This window comes from Novosphingobium sp. BL-S-32, from assembly GCF_056857055.1.
The window spans coordinates 62,988-86,516 of sequence record NZ_CM166476.1; the positions used below are offsets into that span (position 1 = coordinate 62,988).

At 65.8% G+C, this 23,529-nt stretch carries 15 protein-coding genes and 1 tRNA gene; 5 read left to right on the forward strand and 11 right to left on the reverse strand.

Annotation, left to right across the window (positions count from 1 at the left end; all coding sequences use genetic code 11):
• Positions 1–94 precede the first annotated feature (94 nt).
• Both AC1VVK_RS00325 and AC1VVK_RS00330 read left to right on the forward strand, forming a co-directional pair.
• Entirely contained in the window at positions 95–1,780 is a 1,686-nt protein-coding gene (locus AC1VVK_RS00325; protein WP_482903932.1) for an MFS transporter, read from the forward strand.
• Between the two features lie 87 nt (positions 1,781–1,867).
• Entirely contained in the window at positions 1,868–2,905 is a 1,038-nt protein-coding gene (locus AC1VVK_RS00330; protein ID WP_482903933.1) for an NAD(P)H-dependent amine dehydrogenase family protein, read from the forward strand.
• A 1-nt stretch (position 2,906) separates the two neighbouring features.
• On the opposite strand, the gene AC1VVK_RS00335 is transcribed toward AC1VVK_RS00330, so the two are convergent.
• The 8 genes from AC1VVK_RS00335 to infA all read right to left on the reverse strand — a co-directional run bounded on the left by AC1VVK_RS00335 (position 2,907) and on the right by infA (position 11,225).
• Positions 2,907–4,319, reverse strand: coding sequence for an efflux transporter outer membrane subunit (locus AC1VVK_RS00335; protein WP_482903934.1), 1,413 nt, complete (start codon positions 4,317–4,319; stop codon positions 2,907–2,909).
• The gene (locus AC1VVK_RS00340) at positions 4,316–7,513 is read right to left on the reverse strand and encodes a multidrug efflux RND transporter permease subunit (RefSeq protein WP_482903935.1); all 3,198 of its coding nucleotides are present in this window, start codon (positions 7,511–7,513) and stop codon (positions 4,316–4,318) included. Before AC1VVK_RS00340 ends, AC1VVK_RS00335 begins: the two co-directional genes overlap by 4 nt.
• Before the next feature lie 7 nt (positions 7,514–7,520).
• A complete protein-coding gene (locus tag AC1VVK_RS00345; RefSeq protein ID WP_482905194.1) occupies positions 7,521–8,708 on the reverse strand; it encodes an efflux RND transporter periplasmic adaptor subunit in 1,188 nt (395 codons plus the stop codon).
• Between the two features lie 330 nt (positions 8,709–9,038).
• A tRNA-Phe gene (locus AC1VVK_RS00350) sits at positions 9,039–9,114 on the reverse strand.
• 100 nt (positions 9,115–9,214) lie between these two features.
• Entirely contained in the window at positions 9,215–9,394 is a 180-nt protein-coding gene (locus AC1VVK_RS00355) for a DNA gyrase inhibitor YacG (protein ID WP_132385129.1), read from the reverse strand.
• Positions 9,391–10,365, reverse strand: a complete 975-nt coding sequence (locus AC1VVK_RS00360) for a ribonuclease (protein ID WP_482903936.1) — start codon at positions 10,363–10,365, stop codon at positions 9,391–9,393. The genes AC1VVK_RS00355 and AC1VVK_RS00360 overlap by 4 nt, the downstream gene beginning before the upstream one ends.
• Entirely contained in the window at positions 10,358–10,999 is a 642-nt protein-coding gene (locus AC1VVK_RS00365) for a Maf family protein (protein ID WP_482903937.1), read from the reverse strand. Before AC1VVK_RS00365 ends, AC1VVK_RS00360 begins: the two co-directional genes overlap by 8 nt.
• Entirely contained in the window at positions 10,980–11,225 is a 246-nt protein-coding gene (gene infA, locus AC1VVK_RS00370; protein WP_007014967.1) for a translation initiation factor IF-1, read from the reverse strand. The genes AC1VVK_RS00365 and infA overlap by 20 nt, the downstream gene beginning before the upstream one ends.
• Before the next feature lie 225 nt (positions 11,226–11,450).
• Here infA and AC1VVK_RS00375 point away from each other — a divergent pair, with 225 nt between their 5' ends.
• From AC1VVK_RS00375 to AC1VVK_RS00385, 3 genes are all read left to right on the forward strand, one after another.
• Positions 11,451–14,054, forward strand: coding sequence for a TonB-dependent receptor (locus AC1VVK_RS00375; RefSeq protein WP_482903938.1), 2,604 nt, complete (start codon positions 11,451–11,453; stop codon positions 14,052–14,054).
• A gap of 102 nt (positions 14,055–14,156) precedes the next feature.
• Positions 14,157–16,100 (forward strand): excinuclease ABC subunit UvrC, encoded by a 1,944-nt coding sequence (gene uvrC / locus AC1VVK_RS00380; RefSeq protein WP_482903939.1) that lies wholly within the window; start codon positions 14,157–14,159, stop codon positions 16,098–16,100.
• 398 nt (positions 16,101–16,498) lie between these two features.
• Complete coding sequence (locus tag AC1VVK_RS00385; RefSeq protein ID WP_482903940.1) at positions 16,499–19,180, forward strand: M1 family metallopeptidase; 2,682 nt, start codon at positions 16,499–16,501, stop codon at positions 19,178–19,180.
• Between the two features lie 61 nt (positions 19,181–19,241).
• Here the strand turns inward: AC1VVK_RS00385 and AC1VVK_RS00390 are convergent, their stop codons facing one another.
• The 3 genes from AC1VVK_RS00390 to AC1VVK_RS00400 all read right to left on the reverse strand — a co-directional run bounded on the left by AC1VVK_RS00390 (position 19,242) and on the right by AC1VVK_RS00400 (position 23,473).
• Complete coding sequence (locus AC1VVK_RS00390; protein WP_482903941.1) at positions 19,242–20,108, reverse strand: transcriptional regulator; 867 nt, start codon at positions 20,106–20,108, stop codon at positions 19,242–19,244.
• The gene (locus AC1VVK_RS00395) at positions 20,105–21,271 is read right to left on the reverse strand and encodes a GNAT family N-acetyltransferase (RefSeq protein WP_482903942.1); all 1,167 of its coding nucleotides are present in this window, start codon (positions 21,269–21,271) and stop codon (positions 20,105–20,107) included. Before AC1VVK_RS00395 ends, AC1VVK_RS00390 begins: the two co-directional genes overlap by 4 nt.
• 108 nt (positions 21,272–21,379) lie before the next feature.
• Positions 21,380–23,473, reverse strand: a complete 2,094-nt coding sequence (locus AC1VVK_RS00400; RefSeq protein ID WP_132385136.1) for a sodium-translocating pyrophosphatase — start codon at positions 23,471–23,473, stop codon at positions 21,380–21,382.
• Positions 23,474–23,529 lie beyond the last annotated feature (56 nt).

The window sequence follows — 23,529 nt, forward strand, 5'->3', positions numbered from 1 at the left end:
AAGGCCATAGATCGTGACGGCGGCGCAGGCCCGGCTTGACGGTAGCGATGCGCGGGACAAAGCAAGGGGTAGGGACAGGATAAAGGGGAAAGGCGTGGGGGCCAGCGGCCACGACGAAACATCGCAAGACGTGATAACCGGGCAGGGCGGCGCATTCGCGCCCTTGCGGGAGGGCACGTTCCGCCGGATCTGGACGGCCAGCCTGTTCTCGAATTTCGGGCAGCTTTTCCTCGGCGTCGGCGCGGCATGGGAAATGACGCGGCTCACCAGTTCGGCGGAAATGGTGGCGCTCGTGCAGAGCGCGATGATGTTGCCGCTGATGGTAGTGACACTGCCTGCGGGCGCCATCGCCGACATGTTCGACCGCCGCCGTATCGCCATGACCGGGCTTGCTTTCAGCGCATGCTGCGCTGCCGTGCTGGCGACTATCGCGTTCCTCGGCCTTGTCACGCCTTGGATATTGCTGCTGTTCTGCGCGCTGATCGGTGCGGGCGTGGCGCTCTATTCGCCGTCCTGGCAGGCCTCGATTCCCGAGCAGGTCTCGCGCGAGCATCTACCCGCCGCCGTGGCGCTGGGAACGATCAGCTACAATGTCGCGCGCAGCTTCGGGCCGGCGCTCGGGGGTCTTATCGTCGTGCTCTACGGGGCCCGTGCGGTTTTTGGCATGACCGCGCTGCTCTACCTTCCGCTGTTCTTCGCGTTCGTCATGTGGCGGAGGCGGCACGTACCTTCGCGGCTGCCGCCGGAACGGATGGACCGGGCCATGCTCGGCGGGGCGCGTTATGCGCTCCACGCCCCGGCGATCCGCACGGCGCTGCTGCGCGTGCTGGCCTTTGGGCTTTCCACTGCAACCGCTTCCGCACTGGCGCCGCTGATCGCGCGCGACCTGCTGCACGGCAATGCCGCGACTTACGGCCTTCTGCTCGGCGCGCAGGGCGTTGGCGCGGTGACGGGCGCGCTCTTCGTCAGCCGCATCCGCGAGACGATCTCGACCGAGATGGCCGTGCGCCTCTTCGCGATCGGCACCGGCGCGGCGCTGGCGGTGATCGGCTTCAGTCACGACCTCATATTGACCTGCGCGGCTTTCCTGCTAGTGGGCGCCTGCAATATCCTGACCATCGCCATGCTCAACGTCACCGTGCAGCTTTCGGCGCCGCGCTGGGTGACGGCGCGTGCGCTTTCGCTGTTCTCCTCGGCCATCACTGCCGGGATCGGCATCGGTGCCTGGTGCTGGGGGCAATTCGCGCAGCAGCAGGGCGTTGCCCACGCCATGCTCGCCTCGGGGCTGGCGGTGGCGGCAACGGCGCTGCTCGGTTTCATCCTGCCGATTGCGCGCGATACCGCCAGCGGCACGTCCGAAATGCCGCTGGGCCATGAGCCCGAGGTCGGCATGGCGCTGACGCTGCGTTCGGGGCCCGTGGTGATCGAGGTGGACTATGACGTCGATCCCGATCAGGCGCGCGAATTCTACGCGACGATGATGAAGATGCAGTCCATGCGTAAGCGAAACGGCGGATTCGCGTGGTCCATCGCGCGTGACATCGCCAATCCGTCACTCTGGACCGAACGCTATCATTGCCCGACCTGGGGCGATTACCTGCGGCTGCGCGACCGCTTTACCGAGGCCGATTACGAGATCCAGGCCGCCGCCGACGCCTTCAACCGGACGCGCCCGGCCAACCGCGTACGGCGGCAGTTGGAGCGGCCGTTCGGCTCCGTGCGCTGGAAGGCGGAATCGTACGATCCGAAACAGGAAACGGTGGGCTGGATGGCGCCCTGAGGCGTCTTTCAGTCTGTCCCCATAAGGGAATTGCCGAGGCTGACGCTCGCTGGCGTGGTGAAGCAACGAATTGCGGGAGAGAATATAATGCAGGACAAGATCTGGCGCGTGGTTCAGTGGGCCACGGGCAATGTCGGCAGCCGCGCGCTGCGCACCGTGATCGAGCATCCGCGCATGGAGCTTGTGGGCCTCTGGGTCTCGTCACCCGAGAAGGCGGGCAAGGACGCGGGCGAACTTTGCGGGCTGCCGGCTACCGGCGTGCGCGCCACGAATTCGCTGGACGATATCCTCGCGCTGGATGCCGATTGCGTGCTTTACATGCGGCAGGGCACCGATTGGGGCGAGCTTTGCGCGTTGCTGGCTTCGGGCAAGAACGTCATCACCACGCGCGGCGACTTCCACAATCCGCGCCTGATGGATGCCGACATTCGCGCGCGGGTAGAGGCGGCCTGCGCGAAAGGCGGCACTTCGGTCTACTCCACCGGATCGAGCCCGGGCTTCGTGACAGAGGCGCTGGCGATCCCGCTGCTCTCGCTGGAGCGTCGCCACGGCGTTCTGACCATCGACGAATTCGCCGACGTATCGAGCCGCGATTCGCCGGAAATGCTGTTCAAGATCATGGGCTTCGGTGCGGCAATGGCCCCGTTCGACCAGCGCCGGGCCGAGCATCTCAAGGGTGACTTCGGCAGCTCGCTCTCGCAAGTGGCCGACGCCATGGGCCTTGAGATCGATGCGATCGAGGCGTTCGGCGAACTTTCCGCAACGAAGCAGGACCTGACCATCGCGGCAGGCACTGTGCCGGCGGGTACCGTCGGGGCCATGCGCACCACGATCACCTGCCTGCACAAGGGCGAGCCGATCATGCGTTTTCGTGCCAACTGGTACGTCACCACCGATATCGAGCACGACTGGGATCTGCGGGAATCGGGCTGGCGCGTGACCACCGGCGGCGATACGCCGGTGCGGATGGACATCATGTTCCCGGTGGCGCCCGAGGACTATGCCGCCTTCACTCCGGGGCTCACCGCGCATCGTCCGGTCAATGCGATTCCGGCCGTTTGCGCGGCTGCACCGGGTATCAGGACGACCGTGGACCTGCCACAGATCATCCCGATTTTCGGCTGACTTATCGCGGCGGCTCGGAGGCGGTCGCCTGATCGCCGCCGAGTACGCGGTAGAGCGTGACGCGGTTGCTGGCGACGGCAAGCCGCGTCGCGATTTCCAGCTTGCGTGCGGTGTAGAGGCTGCGCTGGGCATCGAGGTTATCGAGCGAGCTGGCGATGCCCTGCTTGTATGTCGCCTCGGTCAGGCGCGCGGTGTCGGCGGCGGCATTGGTGTAGCTGCTGGCCGCGCGCAGGCGTTCACCGAGCGTGCCCTGATCGGCCAGCGCATCGGAAACTTCGCTGAAGGCGGTCTGGATCGACTTCTCATAGGTCGCCAACGCAGCATCGCGCTTGGCTTTCGAGACATCGACGTTGGCCAGCTTGCCGCCCGCGTTGAAGATCGTCCAGTTTGCGTCGGCGCCAGCGGTGGCCGCGAAGGCGCCCTTGCTGAAGAGCGAAGTCAGCCCGTCGCTCGCAAAGCCGAGCAGGGTGGTCAGCGAGATCGAAGGGAACAGTTCGGCCCGAGCGACACCTATGTCGGCATTGGCGGCACGTAGCTCGTACTCGGCCTCGACCACGTCGGGACGGCGCAGCAGGACCTGCGAGCTGGTGCCGGCGGGTAGCACGGCGAGCTGGGCATTGACCTCGTCGATGCCGCCGGGAAGCAGGCTCTCGTCGAAATCGGCGCCGACCAGCAGGCGGATCGCGTTCACGTCCTGCGCGAGCAGGGCGGTCTGCGCCGCAAGGTCGCCTTTGGCCGTTTCCAGGACCTGTTCGGCCTGCCTCAGGTCGGTGCGCGGTGCGACGCCGCCCTTGAGGCGCGCGGTGTTGAGCACGACCGAGTGCTGGGCGTTGTCAGCCGTGGCCTTCGCGATGTTCAGCAGGTCGCGGTCGGCACCATAGTTCGCCCAGGCCTGCGCCAGATCGGCGACGAGGCCGAGGCGGACGGTGCGGGCAGCGGCTTCGGTCGAGAGCGCCGTGTTGCGCTGGGCTTCGGTGGCGCTGGCGTATTTGCCGAAAAAGTCGATCTCGAAGCTGGAAATGCCGCCCTTGAGCGAAAGCGCGGTGGCATCGCCCGATCCGTTGACTTCGTTGCGCGTGACCGATGCGGTGGCGCCGATCGCGGGGATCTGGTCCGCCCGGGTCACGCGCACTTGCGCGCGGGCTGCGGCGAGATTGGCCGCTGCCACGCGCAAGTCGCGGTTTTCGGTGAGCGCCTGTTCGACCAGCTTTTGCAAGCGCGGGTCGCGGAAGATCTCGGTGTAGGAAACCAGCGGGAGGTTCGCCTCGCTCTGCGCAAGATAGGCATCGCCCACCGGCCACGATTGCGAGACCGGCGGCGTCGGCTGCACGTACTTCGGCGCCATCGAGCAGGCACTCAGGGCCATGGCGGGCAGGGCAAGTGCCGCCAGCTTCAGGGTGCGGGAGCGGATCATGCGGCGTCTCCCTTCGCTTCGCGGCGCTTCTGGATCTGGTGACGGACAGCGGCAAGGCCATCGCGCACGCCCCGGCGTACGAGCACGAAGAACAGCGGGATGAAGAAGATCGCCAGCAGCGTCGCGGTCAGCATGCCGCCGACCACGGCCGTACCGATGGCGATGCGGCTGTTGGCGCCTGCGCCGCTTGCCACGGCCAGCGGCAGCACGCCGAAGATGAAGGCGAAGCTGGTCATCAGGATCGGACGCAGGCGGATGCGGGCAGCTTCCAGTGCCGCTTCGATCACGCGCTTGCCCTGCTTTTCGGCCATTTCCGCGAACTCGATCATGAGAATCGCGTTCTTGGCGGCAAGGCCCATGGTCGTGAGCAGGCCGATCTGCAGATAAACGTCGTTCTCAAGCCCGCGCAGCGTGACCGCCAGAACCGCGCCCAGCAGGCCGAGCGGAATGACCATGATCACCGCGATCGGGATCGACCAGCTTTCGTAAAGCGCGGCAAGGCACAGGAACACGACCAGCAGCGACAGTGCGTAGAGCACTGGGGCCTGACCCGAGGACAGGCGCTCCTGATAGGACGAGCCCGACCATGCGACGGCGGTGCCGGGGATCTGGCTGGCCAGATCCTGCATGATCTGCATCGCCGGGCCCGAGCTGACGCCCGGCGACGGAGTGCCCGAGAATTCATAGGCCTGCAGGCCGTTGAAGCGCGAGGTCGAGCTTGGCGCGGTTGACCAGCTCTGCGTCGAGAAGGCCGAGAAGGGCGCCATCTGCCCGTTCGAACCGCGCACGAACCAGCGCGCGAGATCTTCGGGGCGCGAGCGGAACTGCGCGTCGCCCTGAACGTAGACCTTCTTCACGCGGCCCTTGTCGAGGAAGTCGTTCACGTACGTGCCGCCCCACGCCGTTTGCAGCGTGTTGTTCACGTTCGCGGCGGTGAGGCCATAGGCCGTGAGCGCGCGCGTGTTCGTGGCGATCTTCAGGGTCGAGACTTCGGGAAGGTCGCTTAGGCGCACGTTGGTCAGGCGGCTGTCGGCAGCGGCCTTGCTCAGCAGCTGGTCACGCGCCTGCTGGAACTGCGAACGGGTCATGCCCGAGCGGTTCTGAAGCTCCATGGTGAAGCCGGACGATTGACCGAGGCCGCGAATTGCGCCGGGAACCAGCGTGAAGACCTGTGCGTCGCGCAGCCCCTTGAAGGCCCCGTTGGCGCGCTGGACGATGGCATCGGCGGTGTTCTTCGAACCCGGACGCTTGTCCCAATCGACCAGCGTGATGAAGGCCTGTCCGGTGTTCTGGCCGGCCGCGCCCTGTCCGCCGCCCGAGACGGTGAACATGTTCTCGACGTTGCCCTTTTCGTACGTCGCGAAATACTGCTCGATCTTGTGCTGCACGTCTTCGGTGCGCGTGCGCGGCGAGCCTGCAGGCAGGCGCCACTGCACCATGATCGAACCCTGGTCCTCGTTGGGGAGGAAGCCGGTGGGCAGTCGGTGGAACAGGAAATACGTTGCGGCACAGGCGATCAGGAACAGCCCGAGCCAGCGCCACTTGTGCGCGACCACGTGCTCGACGCGGCGGACATAGCCGTTGGTCAGGCGCTCGAAGCCGTTGTTGAAGCCGGTGTGGAAGCGCAGCCACAAGTTCGCCAGCCACGGCACGTGGCGGTCGAACCAGGTCGGCTCTTCCTTGCCGTGGACTTTGGCCTTGAGCAGCGTTGCAGTCAGTGCGGGGCTGAGGATCAACGCCACCAGCACCGAGAGCACCATGGCAACGACGATCGTCAGCGAGAACTGGCGGTAGATCACGCCGGTCGAGCCGCCGAAGAAGGCCATCGGCAGGAACACGGCAGACAGCACCAGCGCGATGGCGATCAGCGCGACCTGGATTTCCTCCATCGACTTGATGGTCGCCTGCCGGGCGGTCATGCCCGGATTTTCCTCCAGCAATCGTTCGACGTTCTCGACGACGACGATGGCGTCGTCGACCAGCAGGCCGATCGCAAGGACAAGGCCGAACAGCGTCAGCGTGTTGATCGTGAACCCGGCGATGTAGAACACCGCAAAGGTGCCCAGCAGCACCACCGGCACGGCAATGGCCGGGATCAGCGTGGCGCGCCAGCTCTGCAGGAACACGAACATGACGATGACGACCAGCACGATCGCCTCGAACAGCGCCTTTTCGACTTCGGAGACCGACAGCTTGATGAACGCCGTGGAATCGTTGCCGTAATCGTAGGCAAGGCCATCGGGCATGCCCACGGCAAGCTGCGACATCGCCGCCTTCACGCGCTCGGCCGTCGCCAGCGCGTCGGCGCCCGGCGAAAGCGAGATCGAGATACCGGCACCGGGGTGCCCGTTGATGCGGCTGATCGTGCTGTAATTGTCCGCGCCGATCTCGACACGGGCGACGTCGCCGATCGTTACCGTCGAGCCGTCGCTGTTGGTCTTGAGCACGATGTCGCGGAACTGGTCGGCCGTTTGCAGGCGCGAACCGGCGGTGACGATGGCGTCGATCGCCTGATCCTGCGGCGCGGGGAGGCCGCCGATTTCACCTGCGGCGACTTCGGTGTTCTGCGCGGTGATCGCCGTGGTCACGTCGCTCGGCATCAGCGAGACGGCGGCCAGCTTGGCGGGATCGAGCCAGATGCGCATCGCGTGCGGCGCGCCGAACACGTTGACGTCGCCCACGCCTTCAAGGCGCGAGAGCGGGTCCTGGATGTTCGAGGTCAGGTAGTCCGAAACGTCCTGGTTCGAACGCCCGTCGGTCTCGTCGTAGACGGCCACCAGCAGCAGCTGGTCGGGGTTCGACTTGGTGACGGTAACGCCCTGGCTCTGCACCGCCTGCGGCAGGCGCGAGAGCGCGGACTGGACCTTGTTCTGGACCTGCACCTGCGCGATGTCGGGGTCGGTACCCTTGGCGAAGACCGCGCTGATCGTGGCCTGGCCACGGTTCGAGGATTGCGACGAGAAGTATAGCAGGCCGTCGATGCCGGTCAGCTGCTGCTCGATGATCTGGGTGACGCTGTTCTCGATCGTTTCGGCCGAGGCGCCGTTGTAGGTCGCGCGGATATTGACCTGCGCGGGCGCGATGTCCGGATACTGCTCGTTGGGCAGGTAAACCAGCGCGCCGGCGCCGGCCAGCATGACGATGATGGCGAGAACCCAGGCGAAGATCGGCCTGTCGATGAATATCCGGGACATGGGAGGATCAGTGGCCCTTCGCGCCGGTTTCACCGGGCTTGGCAGCCCGCGGTTCCACCTTCTGCGGCGCCGTCGATGGCACCGCCTTGATTTCGGTGCCGAGCTTCAGGCCGTTCAGGCCCTGCACGATGACTTTGTCTCCGGGCTGGAGCCCGGACGTTACCACGACATAGGCGCCGCTGGTGCGGTCCGCGACGACTTTGCGGCGACCGGCCTTGCCGTCGTCGCCCGCCGTCATGACGAAGGCAGAGCCATCGAAGTCACGCTGGACGGCGTTCTGCGGGATGAGGAAGGCATTGGGGTCGTTGGCCTGGTCGAAGATCGCCGAGACGAACATGCCCGGCAGCAGCAGGCCGTCCGGGTTCGGGAACTTGGCGCGCAAGGTCACCGTGCCGGTGCCTTCGTCCACCGTCACTTCGGAGAACTGCACGGTTCCGGCGTAAGCGTATTTGCTGCCGTCGTCGAACTTCAGGTGAACCGTGGTGCTGCCCGGATTGATGCCGCCAGCCGCCAGTCTGCGGCGCAGCGCGGTGATGTCCGCCGCCGACTGCTGCATGTCGACATAGATCGGGTCCATGCGCTGGATCACGGCAAGCGGATCGGCCTGGCTGGCACTGGCGAGCGCGCCGACGGTGAACAGCGAACGGCCGATGCGGCCGCTGATCGGGGCCGGGACCGTGGTGAAGCGCAGATTGGTCTTCGCGGTGTCCAGCGCCGCGGCATTCTGCGCGATCGAGGCGCGGGCCGAGCGGGCGGTGGCCAGCGCATCGGCATAGTCCTGCTTGGCAACCGCCTCCATGTCCGCGAGCGGCTTGTAGCGATCCGCCTTGGCGCTGGCGGCCTCTGCGGTGGCGCGGGCGCTGGTGAGATCGGCCTGCGCCTGATTGACCGCCGCCCGGTAGAGGCTTGAATCGATCTGGAACAGCTGCTGGCCGGCGCGAACGTAGCTGCCTTCGGTGAAGTAGCGCTTGACGATCACGCCGTTGACCTGCGGGCGGACTTCCGAGGTTTCGAAAGCCACGGTGCGGCCGTTCAGCGTCACCGCGAGCGGGACGGTCGAAGGCTGGGCAACGATGTAGCCGACTTGCGTCGGATGCTTCGATGCATCCTTTGCACCCTGACCGGAGCATCCGACCAGAAGCGAGGCAAGGATCAGCGTGAGAGTGGTCCGGCGCATCGGAAAGGCCGGAAGCATCGTGGGCATGGTGGATTTCAAGTTGCGCACCGCGTGTCGAAGGATGCGCGAGCTATCAAGGCATTCGCGAGGCTTCGCAAGTCGCCATTTCGCGGGTGCGACAATTTGTGACTAATTGCGATTTCCGACACTTGCGATGAACAGGAAAGTCGAACGGTGGGGGCGTTTTTCAGCTCAGCGCAGCCCGAATCGGTCCTGGAGGCTATGTTGCCGGTCGCGGCTTCGCGAATCGCCATGACAGCACGACGATGTGCGATCCATTCCGAATGTGTGGGCAGGGGAAGTGCGCGAGTGGCGCAAAGAAAAAGGCACCACTTCCGGTTAAGGAAGTGGTGCCCGGGGACGGGATCGAACCGCCGACACCATGATTTTCAGTCATGTGCTCTACCAACTGAGCTACCCGGGCATCCCTGGTTCGGTGCGGTGCCGAAGCGACCGTTCCGTGTCGGTGGCGGGCCTATGGCGAAGGGCGCTGAGCTTGGCAACCCTAAAATGACAGTGCCGCTTCAATCGTCCTGTGGAAAAATTTCGGGTACGTCCGGATCGGCGGGCGGGCCGGGCAGGGCATAGCCGTCGGCCAGCCACTTCACGAGGTCGCGGTCGCGGCAGCCCTTCGAACAGAACGGCGTGTGTTCTTCGCTGCGCGGCTTGCCGCAGATCGGGCACTTGCGGATTTTCGTGGTCATGATGTGATCGCCTGCGCGAATCCGCCGGTGAGCGCAAGCGTCGCGTCCTCCTGCCACCGCAGCGTGCGGCCGGTGCGGCGTGCGAGGTCCGCCTCCCACTGCGGCAGGACTTTCGCCCGCACGCGCGGATGGGCAGTCAGCAGCAACGTGCCGGGCTCCGCAATGCGCTCGGCGCGGCGCAGCAGCAGGCGGGCACAGGCTCCGGCAGGATCGTGGCGCAGGCGGTGGAGGATCGAGGGGCGCTCCAGCCGTGCCACCAATTGGACGAATCCGAATCCGTTCATTGCGGTGTGCTGGTGCGGCCAATGGTCGAGTGCGGCCGCCATGGCCTCGTCCACGGCGCGGCGGTCGTCCTTGCGCTCCAGCGAGGGGAAATCGATGCCGATCGAGCCGCCCAGGTCGAACTGCTCCACCGCGCGCGCGATGGCGGGGACGGCCGCACGGGCGAGGGTGGACGGCGGCAGGGTACCGTCGATATCGATCAGCGTCATCGCGGGGGTCGGGATCACGAGGATCGCGCCGCCGTCGAACGTGATCTCGCCCGCGAAGGCTTCCGCGAAAAGTTCGGGCCAGGGATCTTCAGGGAAAGCGCGCACGGTGCGGACCGGCAATCCGGTCTCCCGTAGCGATTCGGCCAGCGAAGGAGCAGGGCGGACTTGATGTTCCGTGGGTCTTGCCTGCGCGCGCTTGAGCCTTCCCGTTTCCGCCATGGCGGCGCGGGTGACGACAAGCCGCAGGGCGCGGCCCTCGCTGGCGTCGGCGGGAAGACCATCCACCAGTGCCTCCGCGCCCGATGCGAAGCGTGCCGTGCCGCGCTTCGATCCTTTCGCGCGCGAGGTCAGCACCGCCTCGGCGACTTCGCCCGCCCTCAGGTCGTCGTCCCAGTCAAGCCGGGCGGCGAGCACCTCGCCATTGTCGACAAGGACCGCGCGGGATTCGCCGATCCCGTCCTCGACGAGCCATTCAGGCAATCGCGAACCCCGCGGCCTTGAGCAGCGCGCGGGTCTCGTAGAGCGGCAGGCCAACGACGCCGGAATGGCTGCCGGAAATCGCGGTGATAAGCCCCTCGGCGCTGCCCTGGATGGCGTAGCCGCCCGCCTTGCCGTGCCATTCGCCGCCGGCGATATAGCCCTCGATCTCCTCGCGGGAGAGTGCCTTGAAGCGGACGATCGTTTCGGACAGCCGCTCGCGCAGCGTGCCGTCGGGCGATTTCAGGGCGATTGCGGAAAGCACGCGGTGGCGACGGCCGGACAACAGAGTCAGGCATTCGCGCGCGGTCTTCTCGTCCTCGGCCTTGGGCAGCACGCGGCGGCCGCAGGCGACCACGGTGTCTCCGGCAAGGACATGGGCATGATCTGCGACAACCGCGAGCGCTTTCTCGCGCGCCATGCGACGGGCGTAGGCGCGCGGGTGCTCGCGCGGGTCATGCGTTTCGTCGATGTCGGCGGCGATGATCGCGTGCGGCGTAAGGCCCAGCCGGCCGATCAGTTCGCGGCGGCGCGGGCTCGCCGAAGCGAGGATCAACTGCAGCTGTGCAGAAGCGTCGATACGCGGTGCGATGGCGTCCCCGCTGGGGGACGCGGCGTCAGTACTGACCGGGGCCACCGCGACCAGGCATGAAACGGTAGGTGATACGACCCTTGGTGAGGTCATAGGGGGTCAGTTCGACCAGAACTTCGTCTCCGACCAGCACGCGGATGCGGTTCTTGCGCATCTTGCCCGCAGTGTGACCGAGGATTTCGTGGCCGTTTTCGAGCTCTACACGGAACATGGCGTTCGGGAGCAGTTCGACCACGCGGCCGCGCATTTCAAGGAGTTCTTCTTTCGCCATCGGCGATCTAGTCCGTGAGCTTGTTGTGTCGTCGCGGCGCGACATAGCCACGACTCGCCAAAAATGGAAGCCTTGGCGAACACTTGACCCATTTGGGTACCCCTGCGGTGACGGGTTCTCCAGTTGCGACAAAATGTTACCCGGCGCCGCCTTGCGACCTTTTCGCAGTCGCGGCATCAGCGCCGCCGGGTGGGGAAACTATATCTTTTTGGCGGAGATCCTGAGTTGCGTTGCGTTCATCTGATCCCACTCGCGGCGGGCGTCAGCCTGTCGGCGATGGTTCCGGCACTGGCCAGTGCTCAGGAGACTCATGCCCAGCCTGCGGATGCGAGCGTCGCTGTGCCAGCCGTGCCCACATCGTTGGCGGCAACCGACGAATCCACGCCGGCACCGACGGTGAAGAGCAACGGGCATGAAATCGTGGTCACCGCCGCGCGTATCGCCGGGCAGCTCGAAGTGCCCAGCCAGCCGATCCAGACGTATGACGAGGATGACATTGCCGCTTACGGCGTCAATTCGATTGCCGACCTGATCGATGCGATTTCGCCGCAGACCGGCAGTGGGCGTGGGCGCGGGGACGGGCGTCCGGTGATCCTCGTCAATGGCCAGCGCATCACCAGCTTCCGCGAGATGCGTGACATTCCGCCCGAAGCGATCCGCCGCATGGAGGTTCTGCCCGAGGAAGTGGCGCTGCGTTTCGGCTATCCAGCCAACCAGCGGGTGGTGAACATCATCCTCAAGAAGAAGTTCTCCGCGACCACGGTTTCGGGCGAGTACAATCTGCCGACCCGTGGTGGCTACGACAATTACGAGTTGGAAAGCGGGTTCTTCAAGGCCGTCGGACCGCGCCGCTTCAACGTGGCCGCCAAGTACACCGACACTTCGATGTTGACGGAAAACGAGCGCGACGTGCGGCAGGATCCGGACTCGCTGCCGACCGTGGCGGGCGATCCCGATCCGGCGCGCTACCGCAGTCTGGCGGCCGCCGATTCCGAGTTCACGCTGAACGGCACGATGACGCAGGGGATCGGCAAGGACGGGTTCGACGGCTCGTTCACCACCAATGGCACGTTCACGCATTCGGTGACGAACGCCTGGTCCGGCCTCGATACGGTCAAGCTGGTCCATGACGGCGATTCTGCCGTTCGCACTTTGCCCGATCCGCTGGCGACGCGGGTGGAGACCAACGAATTCCAGGCCGGCCTCGGCTACAGCCGCATGCTTGGTGGCTGGAATTTCAACGTCACCAATGACGCCGGCTACACGATTACCGAGACCGATACAGACCGTCCGCGCGACACCTCGGGTCTGGTCGACGCGGCGAAATCGGGCGCGCTCGCCATCGACGGCGCGCTGCCTGTCGTGCCGGGCGCGGGCGTGGACGAAGCGCGCAATCGCACGACCACGCTGTCGTCGTTGGCGACGCTTTCGGGCCGTCCCTTCACGATGCCGGCGGGCGATGCCAACCTGACCTTCAAGGGCGGCTACGACTATACGCACAGCGCCAGCGAGAACTCGGCCTCGAAGACGGGCATGGTGGGCCTCACGCGCGGGGACGTTTCCGGCGGCCTCAACCTCGCGGTGCCGCTGACCAGCCGCAACAACGATGTGCTCGGCGCGATCGGCGATATCACGCTCAACTTGAGCGGCGGGCTCGACAACTTGTCGGACTTCGGCACGCTGACGGACTGGAGCGCGGGGCTGACCTGGTCGCCCACCGGCAAGCTGACGTTCCAGGCGAGCTATCTGGTCAACGAGGCCGCGCCGACCTTGGTCCAACTAGGTGCGCCGGTAGTGCAGACCTACAATGTGTCGGTCTACGACTTCACCACGAACCAGACCGCGCTGGTGACGGTGACGAGCGGCGGCAATCCCGATCTCGTCAAGGAAATGCAGCGCGACATCAAGCTTTCGGCGACATGGCAACTGCCGTTCATGCAGCGCTCGAACATGGTGGTGGAGTACTTCCACAACCATTCGAGCAATGTCTCCGAGGCGTTCCCGATGCTCACGCCTGCGGTTGAGGCGGCCTTCCCGGACCGCGTGACGCGCGATGACGAGGGCAACCTGACGGCGGTGGATCGCCGTGCGGTGACATTCGCCGAAGAGACCAGTTCGCGCATCCGCTGGGGCTTCAATCTTTCGGGCAATATCGGTGCGCAGCCGCAGGGCGGCCCCGGCGGCTTCGGCGGCCCGCCTCCGGGCGGTCCCCCACCGGGCGGCGCGGGTGGCGGATCCGCTGCGGGCGGCGCTGGCCATTCCGGCGGTGGCGGCTCTGGCGGCTCCGGCGGTGGGGGCGGCTTCGGCGGTCCGCCGCCGATGATGGGTGGCGGACGCGGCCCACAAGGCGCGCGCTGGAACTTCTCGATCTACCACACCTGGCGCTTCACCGATGACGTGAAGATCGCCGATGGCGTGCCGGTGCTCGACCAGCTCAACGGCGGTGCACTGACGGCGGGCGGCGTGCCGCGCCACGTGATCGAGGCCGAGGGCGGCATGTTCGTGAATGGCTACGGCCTGCGCCTGAAGGCCGAATGGGATGCGCCCAGCACGGTGGACGGCACAGGCGCGCCGACCAGTTCGGACTTGCACTTCGGCAGCACTTTCGTCGCCAACTTGCGCATTTTCGCGGATCTCAGCCGCAATACCGAACTGGTGAAGAAAATGCCGATCCTCAAGGGGATGCGCGTTTCGTTCGTGGCGAACAATCTGTTCGATACGCGCCAGAAGGTCACCGACGACAACGGCGAAGTGCCGATTGCCTATCAACCGGCCTATCGCAATCCGCAGGGCCGCGTGATCGGGATCGATCTGCGCAAGATGTTCTGAGGCCATCGCAAAATCCGCGGACGGCGGATTTTCGAAAACACCTCTGAGGATTGATCGCGGCCGGGTCTACCCGATCCGGCCGCGATATCCTATCTGGCGGGAATGGCGCGAACACCTGCCGGAACTCCCGAACACCCCAAGGGCACCGCACGCTTCAATGAGGAGCAGGCGACTTTCACCCTGCGCGGCTCCGATCAGCCCGATCTCCAGCAAGGCGTGGAGGTCATCCGCGAGACGGTTCGCACGCTGCCGTCGAAGCCGGGCGTCTACCGCATGCAGGATGCGCGCGGCGATGTGCTCTATGTCGGCAAGGCGCGGGTGTTGAGGAACCGCGTCGCCAACTATACGCAGTGGGAACGGCTGCCGATCCGGCTTCAGCGCATGGTCAGCCAGACGCGCAGCATGACCATCGTCACCACCAATTCGGAGGCCGAGGCGCTGCTGCTGGAAGCGCAGCTAATCAAGCGCTTCCGTCCGGCCTACAACGTGCTGCTGCGGGACGACAAATCGTTCCCGTTCATCCTCTTGCGGGCCGAACATGACTTCCCGCGCATCATGAAGCATCGCGGTGCGCGCAAGATGAAGGGCGACTATTACGGCCCCTTCGCCAGCGCCGGTTCGGTCAACACCACGATCAACGCGCTGCAGAAGCTGTTCCTGCTGCGCAGCTGCACAGACAGCTTCTTCTCGCGGCGCGACCGGCCTTGCCTGCTCTATCAGATCAAGCGCTGCTCGGCGCCTTGCGTGGGCCGCATCGACGAGGCGGGCTACGGCGAACTCGTGAAGGAGGCCAAGGACTTCCTCGGCGGCAAGTCGAGCGCGGTGCAGAAGAAGATCGAGAGCCAGATGGCCGAAGCCGCCGAAGCGCTGGACTTCGAGCGCGCCGCCATGCTGCGCGACCGGCTGCGCGCGGCGACGTTCATTCAGGGCAGTCAGGCGATCAATGCCGAGGGCATGGACAGCGCCGACATCTTCGCGATGGCCTGCAAGAACGGGCAGGTCGGCATCCAGGCCTTCTTCATTCGCGGCGGCCAGAACTGGGGCCACCGCGCCTTCTTCCCGACGCACACCGAGGGGCTCTCCGAGGAGGAGGTGTTCGAAAGCTTCCTCGCGCAGTTCTATGAGGAAGTACCCCCGGCGCGCACGATCCTTGTCGACCGCGAATTGCCCGAGGCCGAATTGATGGCCGAGGCTTTCCGCGAACTGGCTGGGGGCAAGGTCGAGATTTCGGTGCCTCAGCGCGGCAACCGTCGTCGCCTGATGGATCAGGCAACCCGGAACGCCGTCGAAGCGCTCGACCGCCGCATGGCGGAGCGTGGCTCGCAGGCGAAAATCTGGCGCGAAATGGCGGAATTCCTCGAACTGCCGGACTTGCCTCAGCGCGTGGAAGTCTACGACAACTCACATATCCAGGGCAGCAAGGCGGTTGGCGCGATGGTTGTGGCGGGGCCGGAGGGCTTCCTCACCAACCAGTACCGCAAGTTCAACATCCGCGAGGCGCAGAGCAATGACGACTTCGCGATGATGCGCGAAGTCATGACCCGCCGCTTCGCCCGCGTTCAGGAGGAAGACCCTGAACGCGAAAGCGGCATGTGGCCGGACCTCGTGCTGATCGACGGCGGCAAGGGCCAGATGAGCGCGGTGAAGGACGCGCTGGAGGAACTCGGCATCGAGGATGTGAACCTCATCGCCATCGCCAAGGGCCCGAACCATGGCCGCGAGGGGCGCGAGATTTTCCACTTCCCCGACGGGCGCGAGAAGATGCTGCCGGTCAATTCACCGCTGCTGTTCCACCTCCAGCGGCTGCGGGACGAGGTCCACCGTTACGTGATCGGCGCCCACCGGGCGAAGCGCAGCCGCGCCATCACGGCCAGCCCGCTGGACGAGATTCCCGGCATCGGCCCGGCTCGCAAACGCGCGCTTTTGCTGCACTTCGGCACGGCGGGGAAGGTGAGGGCGGCCAGTCTGGAAGACCTTCAGCGCGCGCCCGGCGTCAGTGCGGCGGTGGCGCAGACGATTTACGACTTCTACCACCCGGGCGGGTGAGGGCAGGGCGGGAAACGGATCGCCGCAGGGTCATCGTCATTGCGAGCGCAGCGAAGCAATCCAGAGCCGCGTAAACCGCTCTGGATTGCTTCGCTGCGCTCGCAATGACGTGAGTTCGCAGACATTTGATTTGAGGTTCTGGTTTAAGGTTCAACAACCAAACCCGTCGCCCCCGCGAAGGCGGGGGCCCCGCTTCCTTGGAACTGCCTCAAGCTTGAAGAAGGACGCGGGGCCCCGCCTTCGCGGGAACGACGATAAAGATGCGACAGGTCGAACGGCCGACTCCCATCGACGAACGACATGGCCGCTCCGCGACATTTCGCGCTACCACGCGCGCATGACTGGCGCGGCGTTCTGTCTGCGCAGCACTACCCGATATCCCGGAGCTTTCGCCCCCCATGCGTTCTTCCCTGCGTAATTTTGCCACGGCCGGTGCCGTGATCGCCTTCGCCATATCCGCCCACGCTTTCGCCGCTGCCGCGCCGGCAGTGCCCGCCGCCACGCTCGCACCGCTTGCCGAGAGCGTCCCGAGCGACTTGCCGCGCAACGCCCGGCCCACCCACTACCGCATCGAAGTGACGCCCGACGCGCAGGCGCTGACCTTCAAGGGCAATGTCTCGATCGACGTGACGGTCTTTTCCGCCACCGACGCACTGACGCTGCACGGCAATGGCCTGACCGTCTCCAGTGCCTCGCTGGTTCCCGCAGGTGGCAAGCCGGTCGCGCTTACCGTGACCGCGGACGAAGCCGCGCAGACGCTGCACTTCGCGGCCCCAGCAACCATCGCGGCAGGGCAGTATCGCCTCGATATCGTCTACACCGGCAAGATCGGCACGCAGCCCTCGGGCCTCTTCGCGCTCGACTATCCCGACAAGCGTACGGGCAAGGAAGTGCGCGGCCTGTTCACCCAGTTCGAGGCGCCGGATGCCCGCCGCTTCGTCCCCAGCTTCGACGAGCCCAGCTACAAGGCGACGTTCGATCTCTCGGCCATCGTCCCGGCCGATCGCATGGCGCTGAGCAACATGCCGGTGAAGGGGCAGGAAGTGCTTCCCGGCGGCCTCAAGCGCGTGACCTTCGGCACGACGCCGAAGATGAGTTCCTACCTGCTGTTCTTCGGCGTGGGAGACTTCGAGCGGTCCTCGCAAATGGCGGCGGACGGCGTCGATGTCGGCATCGTCGCGCCCACCGGCAGCGGCAAGCAGGCCGATTACGCGCGCGAAGGCCTCGCCCAGATCCTGCCGTGGTATGACGATTACTTCGGCGTGAAGTTCCCGCTGCCCAAGCTCGACAACATCGCTGCCCCCGGCACTTCGCAGTTCTTCGGCGCGATGGAGAACTGGGGCGCGATCATGACGTTCGAGCGCATCCTGCTCATGGATCCGGCCATCACCAGCCCTTCGGGCAAGCAGTCGATCTATTCGGTGCAGGCGCACGAAACCGCGCACCAGTGGTTCGGTGATCTCGTGACCATGGCCTGGTGGGACGACATCTGGCTGAACGAGGGCTTCGCAAGCTGGATGGCCGACAAGGTCACCGATCACTTCCACCCGGAGTGGAACTGGAAGCTGGGCGGCATCGACGGCCGCGAAGGCGCCATGGCGCTCGACGCGCTGCCGACCACGCACCCGGTGGTGCAGAAGGTGCGCACTGTTTCCGAGATGGAGCAGGCTTTCGATTCGATCACCTACCAGAAGGGGCAGGCGGTCATCGCCATGCTCGAAGACTATGTCGGGCCCGATACCTGGCGCGACGGCATGCGTCTCTACATGAAGCGCCATGCCTATTCGAACACCTCCAGCCGCGATCTCTGGGCGGCGATGGAGGATGCCGGCGGCAAGGACGTCGACCGCATTGCCGAGGCCTTCACCCACACGCCGGGCGTGCCGCTGCTGCGCGTCAACGCGGTTTCGTGCGCGGGCGGGCAGACCCGTCTCGACCTGACGCAGGACGCGTTCTCGCTCGATCCGGCAACGCGCGGCGGCGAAGCACCGCTCTGGCCGATGCCGCTGCTGGTGCGCGTGGGTGATGCGGCGCCCGTGCGCCACCTGATGACGGCTCGGAACGAGAGCGTGATGCTGCCCGGCTGCGGCCCGGTGCTCGTGAACGCAGGCCAACTCGGCTACTATCGCACGCTCTATTCGGCGAGCGCGATCAAGGCGCTGAAGACCGCTTTCGGCACGCTGGCGCCGATCGACCAGTACGGTCTGGTGCGCGACAACCTCTCGCTGTCGTTCGCCGGTTATCAGGACATGTCGGTCGGCCTCGACCTGCTGTCGGCTATCCCCGGCAATGCTGACGCCACGCTGGCGGGCAAGGCCGTGGCACGGTGGCAGAACGTCTATGACCTGCTTGAAAAGGGCCCGGCCAAGGACCGCATCGGCGGCATGATCTCCGCCAAATGGTCGCCGCGTCTGGCCAAGCTGGGCTTCGATCCGGTCGCCGACGAACCGCTCGTCGATACCCAGCTGCGCGCGCAGCTTATCGACGCGCTGGGCGGCGTGGGCGATCCGCGTGTCGTGGCTGAGGCGCGTCGCCGCCTTCAGGGGTTGGCTGCCGATCCCAAGTCGCTCGACGGTCCGCTCAAGGGCACCTGGCTCGGCGTGGCGGCGGCCAACGCCAACCGTGCGGACTGGGAACTGCTGCGCAAGCTGGCGACCGGCGCGACCGGCTTCGTCGAGCGCCAGCTGTATTACGCCGATCTCGGCCTCGTAAGCGACGAGGCGCTGGCGAAGGAAGCGCTGGCGCTGGCGATTTCGGGCACGCCCGATGCCACCAGCGCTTCGCAGATCATCACCTCGGTCGCCCGCGCGCATCCGGAGATGGCCTTCGACTTCGTCCGCGCCAATCAGGCCCGTGTCGACGCGCTGATCGAGCATTCCGGCCGTGCGCGCTTCTTCGCGCGCATCGTGGCGTCCAGCACCAATCCGGCCATGGTCGCCAAGGTGGAGGCCTATGCCGCGACGCTTCCGGCCGATGAGGCCAAGCCGGTGGTGCAGGCGCTGACCGCGCTCACGGAACGCATCGCCAACCGTCCGCGCCAGCGAGAGCAGGTCGCGGCCTGGGTGAAGACGAAGAAGTAAAGGATCGGGGAGGGGTAACGCCCTCCCTGACCATTGGCTCCGGGACGCGCCGGGGTGGCGGTTACTTCGCCACGCCGAACTTGCGCAGCACGCGCCAGATCAGCGCCTTGCCCCGATTGCGCGCGGGCCAGCGACCGGGAGCCTGCGGTTTCAGCCCGAAACGGCGCAGAACCCCGTTGAGCGCCCGCGCATCGGCTTCTGCAAAGCTCCATTCCGACCGCCATGTGATCGAGAGCGAGACGGAGGGCTCGGGGCCGTTGCGCACGAAATGCGGCGCCATTACCGGCACGAACACCGCCTCGCCTGACTCAAGCGCGAATTCGTGGCCGCCGTCGAGCAGATCGTCCCGCCACTTGAGTTCACGGCCGCCACCGGTGTGGTACGTCTCGTGTACTTCGTCGGGCGCGTAGCGGGCATCGCCGGCGGGAAACTGGGTCATGACCTTGTTGCCGCGCACTTGCAGCAGGATGTTGTGCTCGGGATCGAAGTGATAGGGCGTCACGCCGCCAGCGGAGGTGACGAAAATGAAGCCCTGCAGCTTCATCATCCGCCCCGTTCGCGCCTTGATCACCGGCCGCAGTTCGCCGAGCAGATCCTCCAGCAGGCGGGCATAGTCCGCATGCTGTTCGACGTTCTTGATGACCGCCCAGGAATTGGTGGTCTCGATCTCCCGGATGGTGCGGCCGATGGGAATGCCGGTGGGTGCGGGCTTGCCGTCTACGCCGAGCGGCTGGTTGCCGAAATTGTACTCTATCGCCCCGGCCGGCAGGCATTCGGCCAGTTCGGCAAGCGCCTCCAGTTCCAGCAGCGGATGGCTGCGCAGCGCATGGGCCAGCTTGTGCGGGATTTCCGGATAATTACGGGCGAAGCACTCGCGCTGGGATTGGTCGAAGACGGAGCGGCCGGGCAGGGCGGATCGGGCGTTCATGGGTGGGGCCTCGCGGGATTGCGTGCCAGTTCGGCCGTGACGAAGCGGCGAAAGAGTGCGCGGCGTAGCGGCCCGCCGATGGCAATGGACAGGCGCCCGACCGCGCGGCGCTCGCGCCAGATATGGTCGATCATCGGGTGATCCTCGGCCGCGCAGCTATCGGTCCATGCGATTTCACGGCGGGTGAGCATGTCGAGATATTCGCGCTGGAGCAGGACGCCGGGCGAGAAGCGCGAGAATCCCTCATCGAAGGCGGTCTTGTAGGAAAAGGCGCCCGGCGGCGTGAGGAACGTCGCCAGCATGGCGATGGGCTTGCCGTCCAGCCGCAACGCCAGTCGTTCCAGCCGCCCGCGCGCGGCGGCACCGGAAAGGGCCTCGCGAAAAAGTCTGGCGGTGCCTTCATGGCTCGCCAGCGCCGATCCGGCCTTGCCTTTCCAGCCCGCCATTTCGAGCGCGAGGAAATGGCGTGCCCAGTTGTCCAGCCCGTCGTCGTTACGGCAGCGCTCGACGGTGACATGGCCGCGTTCGGCAAGGCGATTCCACTGGCGGCGCATCTCCTTGCGCTTTTTGCCGGTGAGCGAGGCTTCCAGATAGTCATCCGGCGAAAGGGTCGAGTACAGCACGGCGCGCTCTTCGCGGTGCACGGTTTCCACCGCGCGGGTGCCCCGTGCCGCCATCAGTCCGTCATGGACCGGGCCTTCCAGCGACATTTCGCGTAAGTGCAGGAAGAGGGCGGTGCCCGGTGCGCGATCCGTCCAGTCGAACAGTGCCCGCCAGAACGCGCTTTCCGCACCGCGCTCGATCAGCGGCGTGCCGAGGAAGGCATTGGCGTGGAGCCATCCTCCCAGATTGGGCACGGGCCAGCGATAGTACCGGCGGCTGCGCACCACCGGGAGCAGTCCGGCCAGACGGCCATGACGCTCGAACCGCAAAATCGATACGCATTCGGAACTGCCCAGATGCCGCAGTGAAGGCAGCAGATACCAGCTTTCGAAAAAGGGATTGGGCTCGCTGGCCCGGTGGGCGAGTGCGTCCCAGGCGTCGACTTCGCTCTCCATCGCGCGCCAGGGCAGGCAGGCGATATGGCCGTCATCGGATGCCGCACGATAGGATCGGTCGGAACCGGTCTCGTCCTCGTGCGGCAGGGGCGCGGCGGTGAACATGAAGCGCCTTCTAGCGTGCCCGGCTCAAGGAAACGCTAACGGCTCCGTGAAAATGCGAAGGGCCCCGGCGGATCGCTCAGCCGGGGCCCTTGCATTGCGGTCGATCGCCTAGTGTGCCGCCAGCGCGGCGAGCAGCAGAAGTGCGACGATATTGGTGATCTTGATCATCGGGTTAACGGCGGGGCCAGCGGTGTCCTTGTAGGGATCGCCCACGGTGTCGCCCGTCACTGCGGCCTTGTGGGCTTCGGAGCCCTTGCCGCCATGGTGGCCGTCCTCGATGTACTTCTTGGCGTTATCCCATGCGCCGCCGCCCGAGGTCATCGAGAGCGCAACGAACAGGCCGCCGACGATCACACCCAGCAGCAATGCGCCGAGTGCGGCAAAGCCGTTCTCCACGCCCGCGACGAAGCTGATGACGAAGTACACCACGATCGGTGCCAGCACCGGTAGCAGCGAGGGGACGATCATCTCCTTGATCGCTGCCTTGGTCACCAGATCGACGGTGCGGGCGTAGTCCGGCCTCGTCTCGTACGTCATGATGCCGGGGTTGGATTTGAACTGCTCGCGCACGTCCACCACCACATCGCCCGCCGCGCGGCCTACGGCGGTCATGCCCATGGATCCGAACAGGTAGGGCAGGAGCGCGCCGAGCAGCAGGCCGACGATGACGTAAGGGTTTTCAAGGCTGAAATCGACGTCGAGATCGGGGAAGAACTCGCGAAGGTCGGCGGTATAGGCCGCGAACAGCACCAGCGCCGCAAGCCCGGCCGAGCCGATGGCATAGCCTTTGGTGACGGCCTTGGTGGTGTTGCCCACGGCATCGAGCGCATCGGTCTTCTCACGCACGCTGTCGTCAAGGCCGGCCATCTCGGCAATGCCGCCGGCGTTGTCCGTCACCGGGCCATAAGCATCGAGCGCGACGACCATGCCTGCAAGTGCCAGCATTGCGGTGGCTGCATAGGCAATGCCCAGCAGGCCCGCGAGCTGGTATGCGATGATGATACCGGTGATGATCACCAGCGTCGGCAGCGCGGTCGCCTCAAGGCTGACGGCGAGGCCCTGGATTACATTGGTGCCATGCCCGGTTTCCGAGGCCTTGGCGATCGAGCGGACCGGGCGGTAGCCGGTGCCGGTGTAGTATTCGGTGATCCAGATAATGAGCCCGGTGATGACAAGCCCGACCAGTGCGCAATGGAACAGCGCGCGGCCGTCGAAGCCGGTCATGCCGATTTCGGCCGATATGTCGCCCAGCGCATAGTTGATCGCCCACCAGATCGCCGGCACCGAGAGTACCGCCGTGACCAGGAAGCCCTTGTACATGGCGCCCATGATGTTCTGCGATTTGCCGAGGCGGACGAAATAGGTGCCGATGATCGAGGTGACGATGCAGACGCCGCCGATCAGCAGCGGCAGTGCCATCAGGCCTGAAAAGTTGTCGACGCCCTTCATCAGCAGCGCGGTCAGCACCATGGTGGCGCCCACGGTGACGACGTAAGTCTCGAACAAGTCGGCGGCCATGCCGGCGCAGTCGCCCACATTGTCGCCCACGTTGTCGGCAATGACGGCGGGGTTGCGGGGGTCGTCCTCGGGAATGCCGGCTTCCACCTTGCCGACGAGGTCGGCGCCGACGTCGGCCGCCTTGGTGAAGATGCCGCCGCCAAGGCGCGCGAAGATCGAGATCAGGGATGCGCCGAAGGCAAGGGCGGTCAGCGCCTGCACCACGGTACGGTCCTCACCGCCGACGGTGTGGCCGCCGGGGCCGGTAAGATACCAGTAGAACACCGCGATCGCGAGCAGGGCGAGCCCTGCGACGAGCATGCCGGTGATGGCGCCCGCGCGGAAGGCCAGGGTCAGGCCCGGCTGCAGGCCGGTCTGGGCGGCGGCGGCAGTGCGCACGTTCGATCGGACGGAGATGTTCATGCCGATGAACCCGGCGACCCCCGAAAGGATCGCGCCGATCACGAAGCCGATGGCCGAGATGTGGCCCAGGGTCAGTGAGATGATGATGGCGACCACAATGCCGACAACGGCGATGGTCGAATACTGCCGCTTGAGGTAGGCCTGCGCGCCTTCCTGGATGGCGGCGGCGATCTCCTGCATCTTTTCGGAACCGGCCGGAGCACCGAGTACCTGTCTGCTGGTTATGAGGCCGTAAAGTAAGGCCACAAATCCCAGGACAATCGCGATCGTGACTGGATTCACAAAACGCCCCCTTTTTCCCAATGCGAACATGCGCAATTTGCGACGGGTTTTCCCGT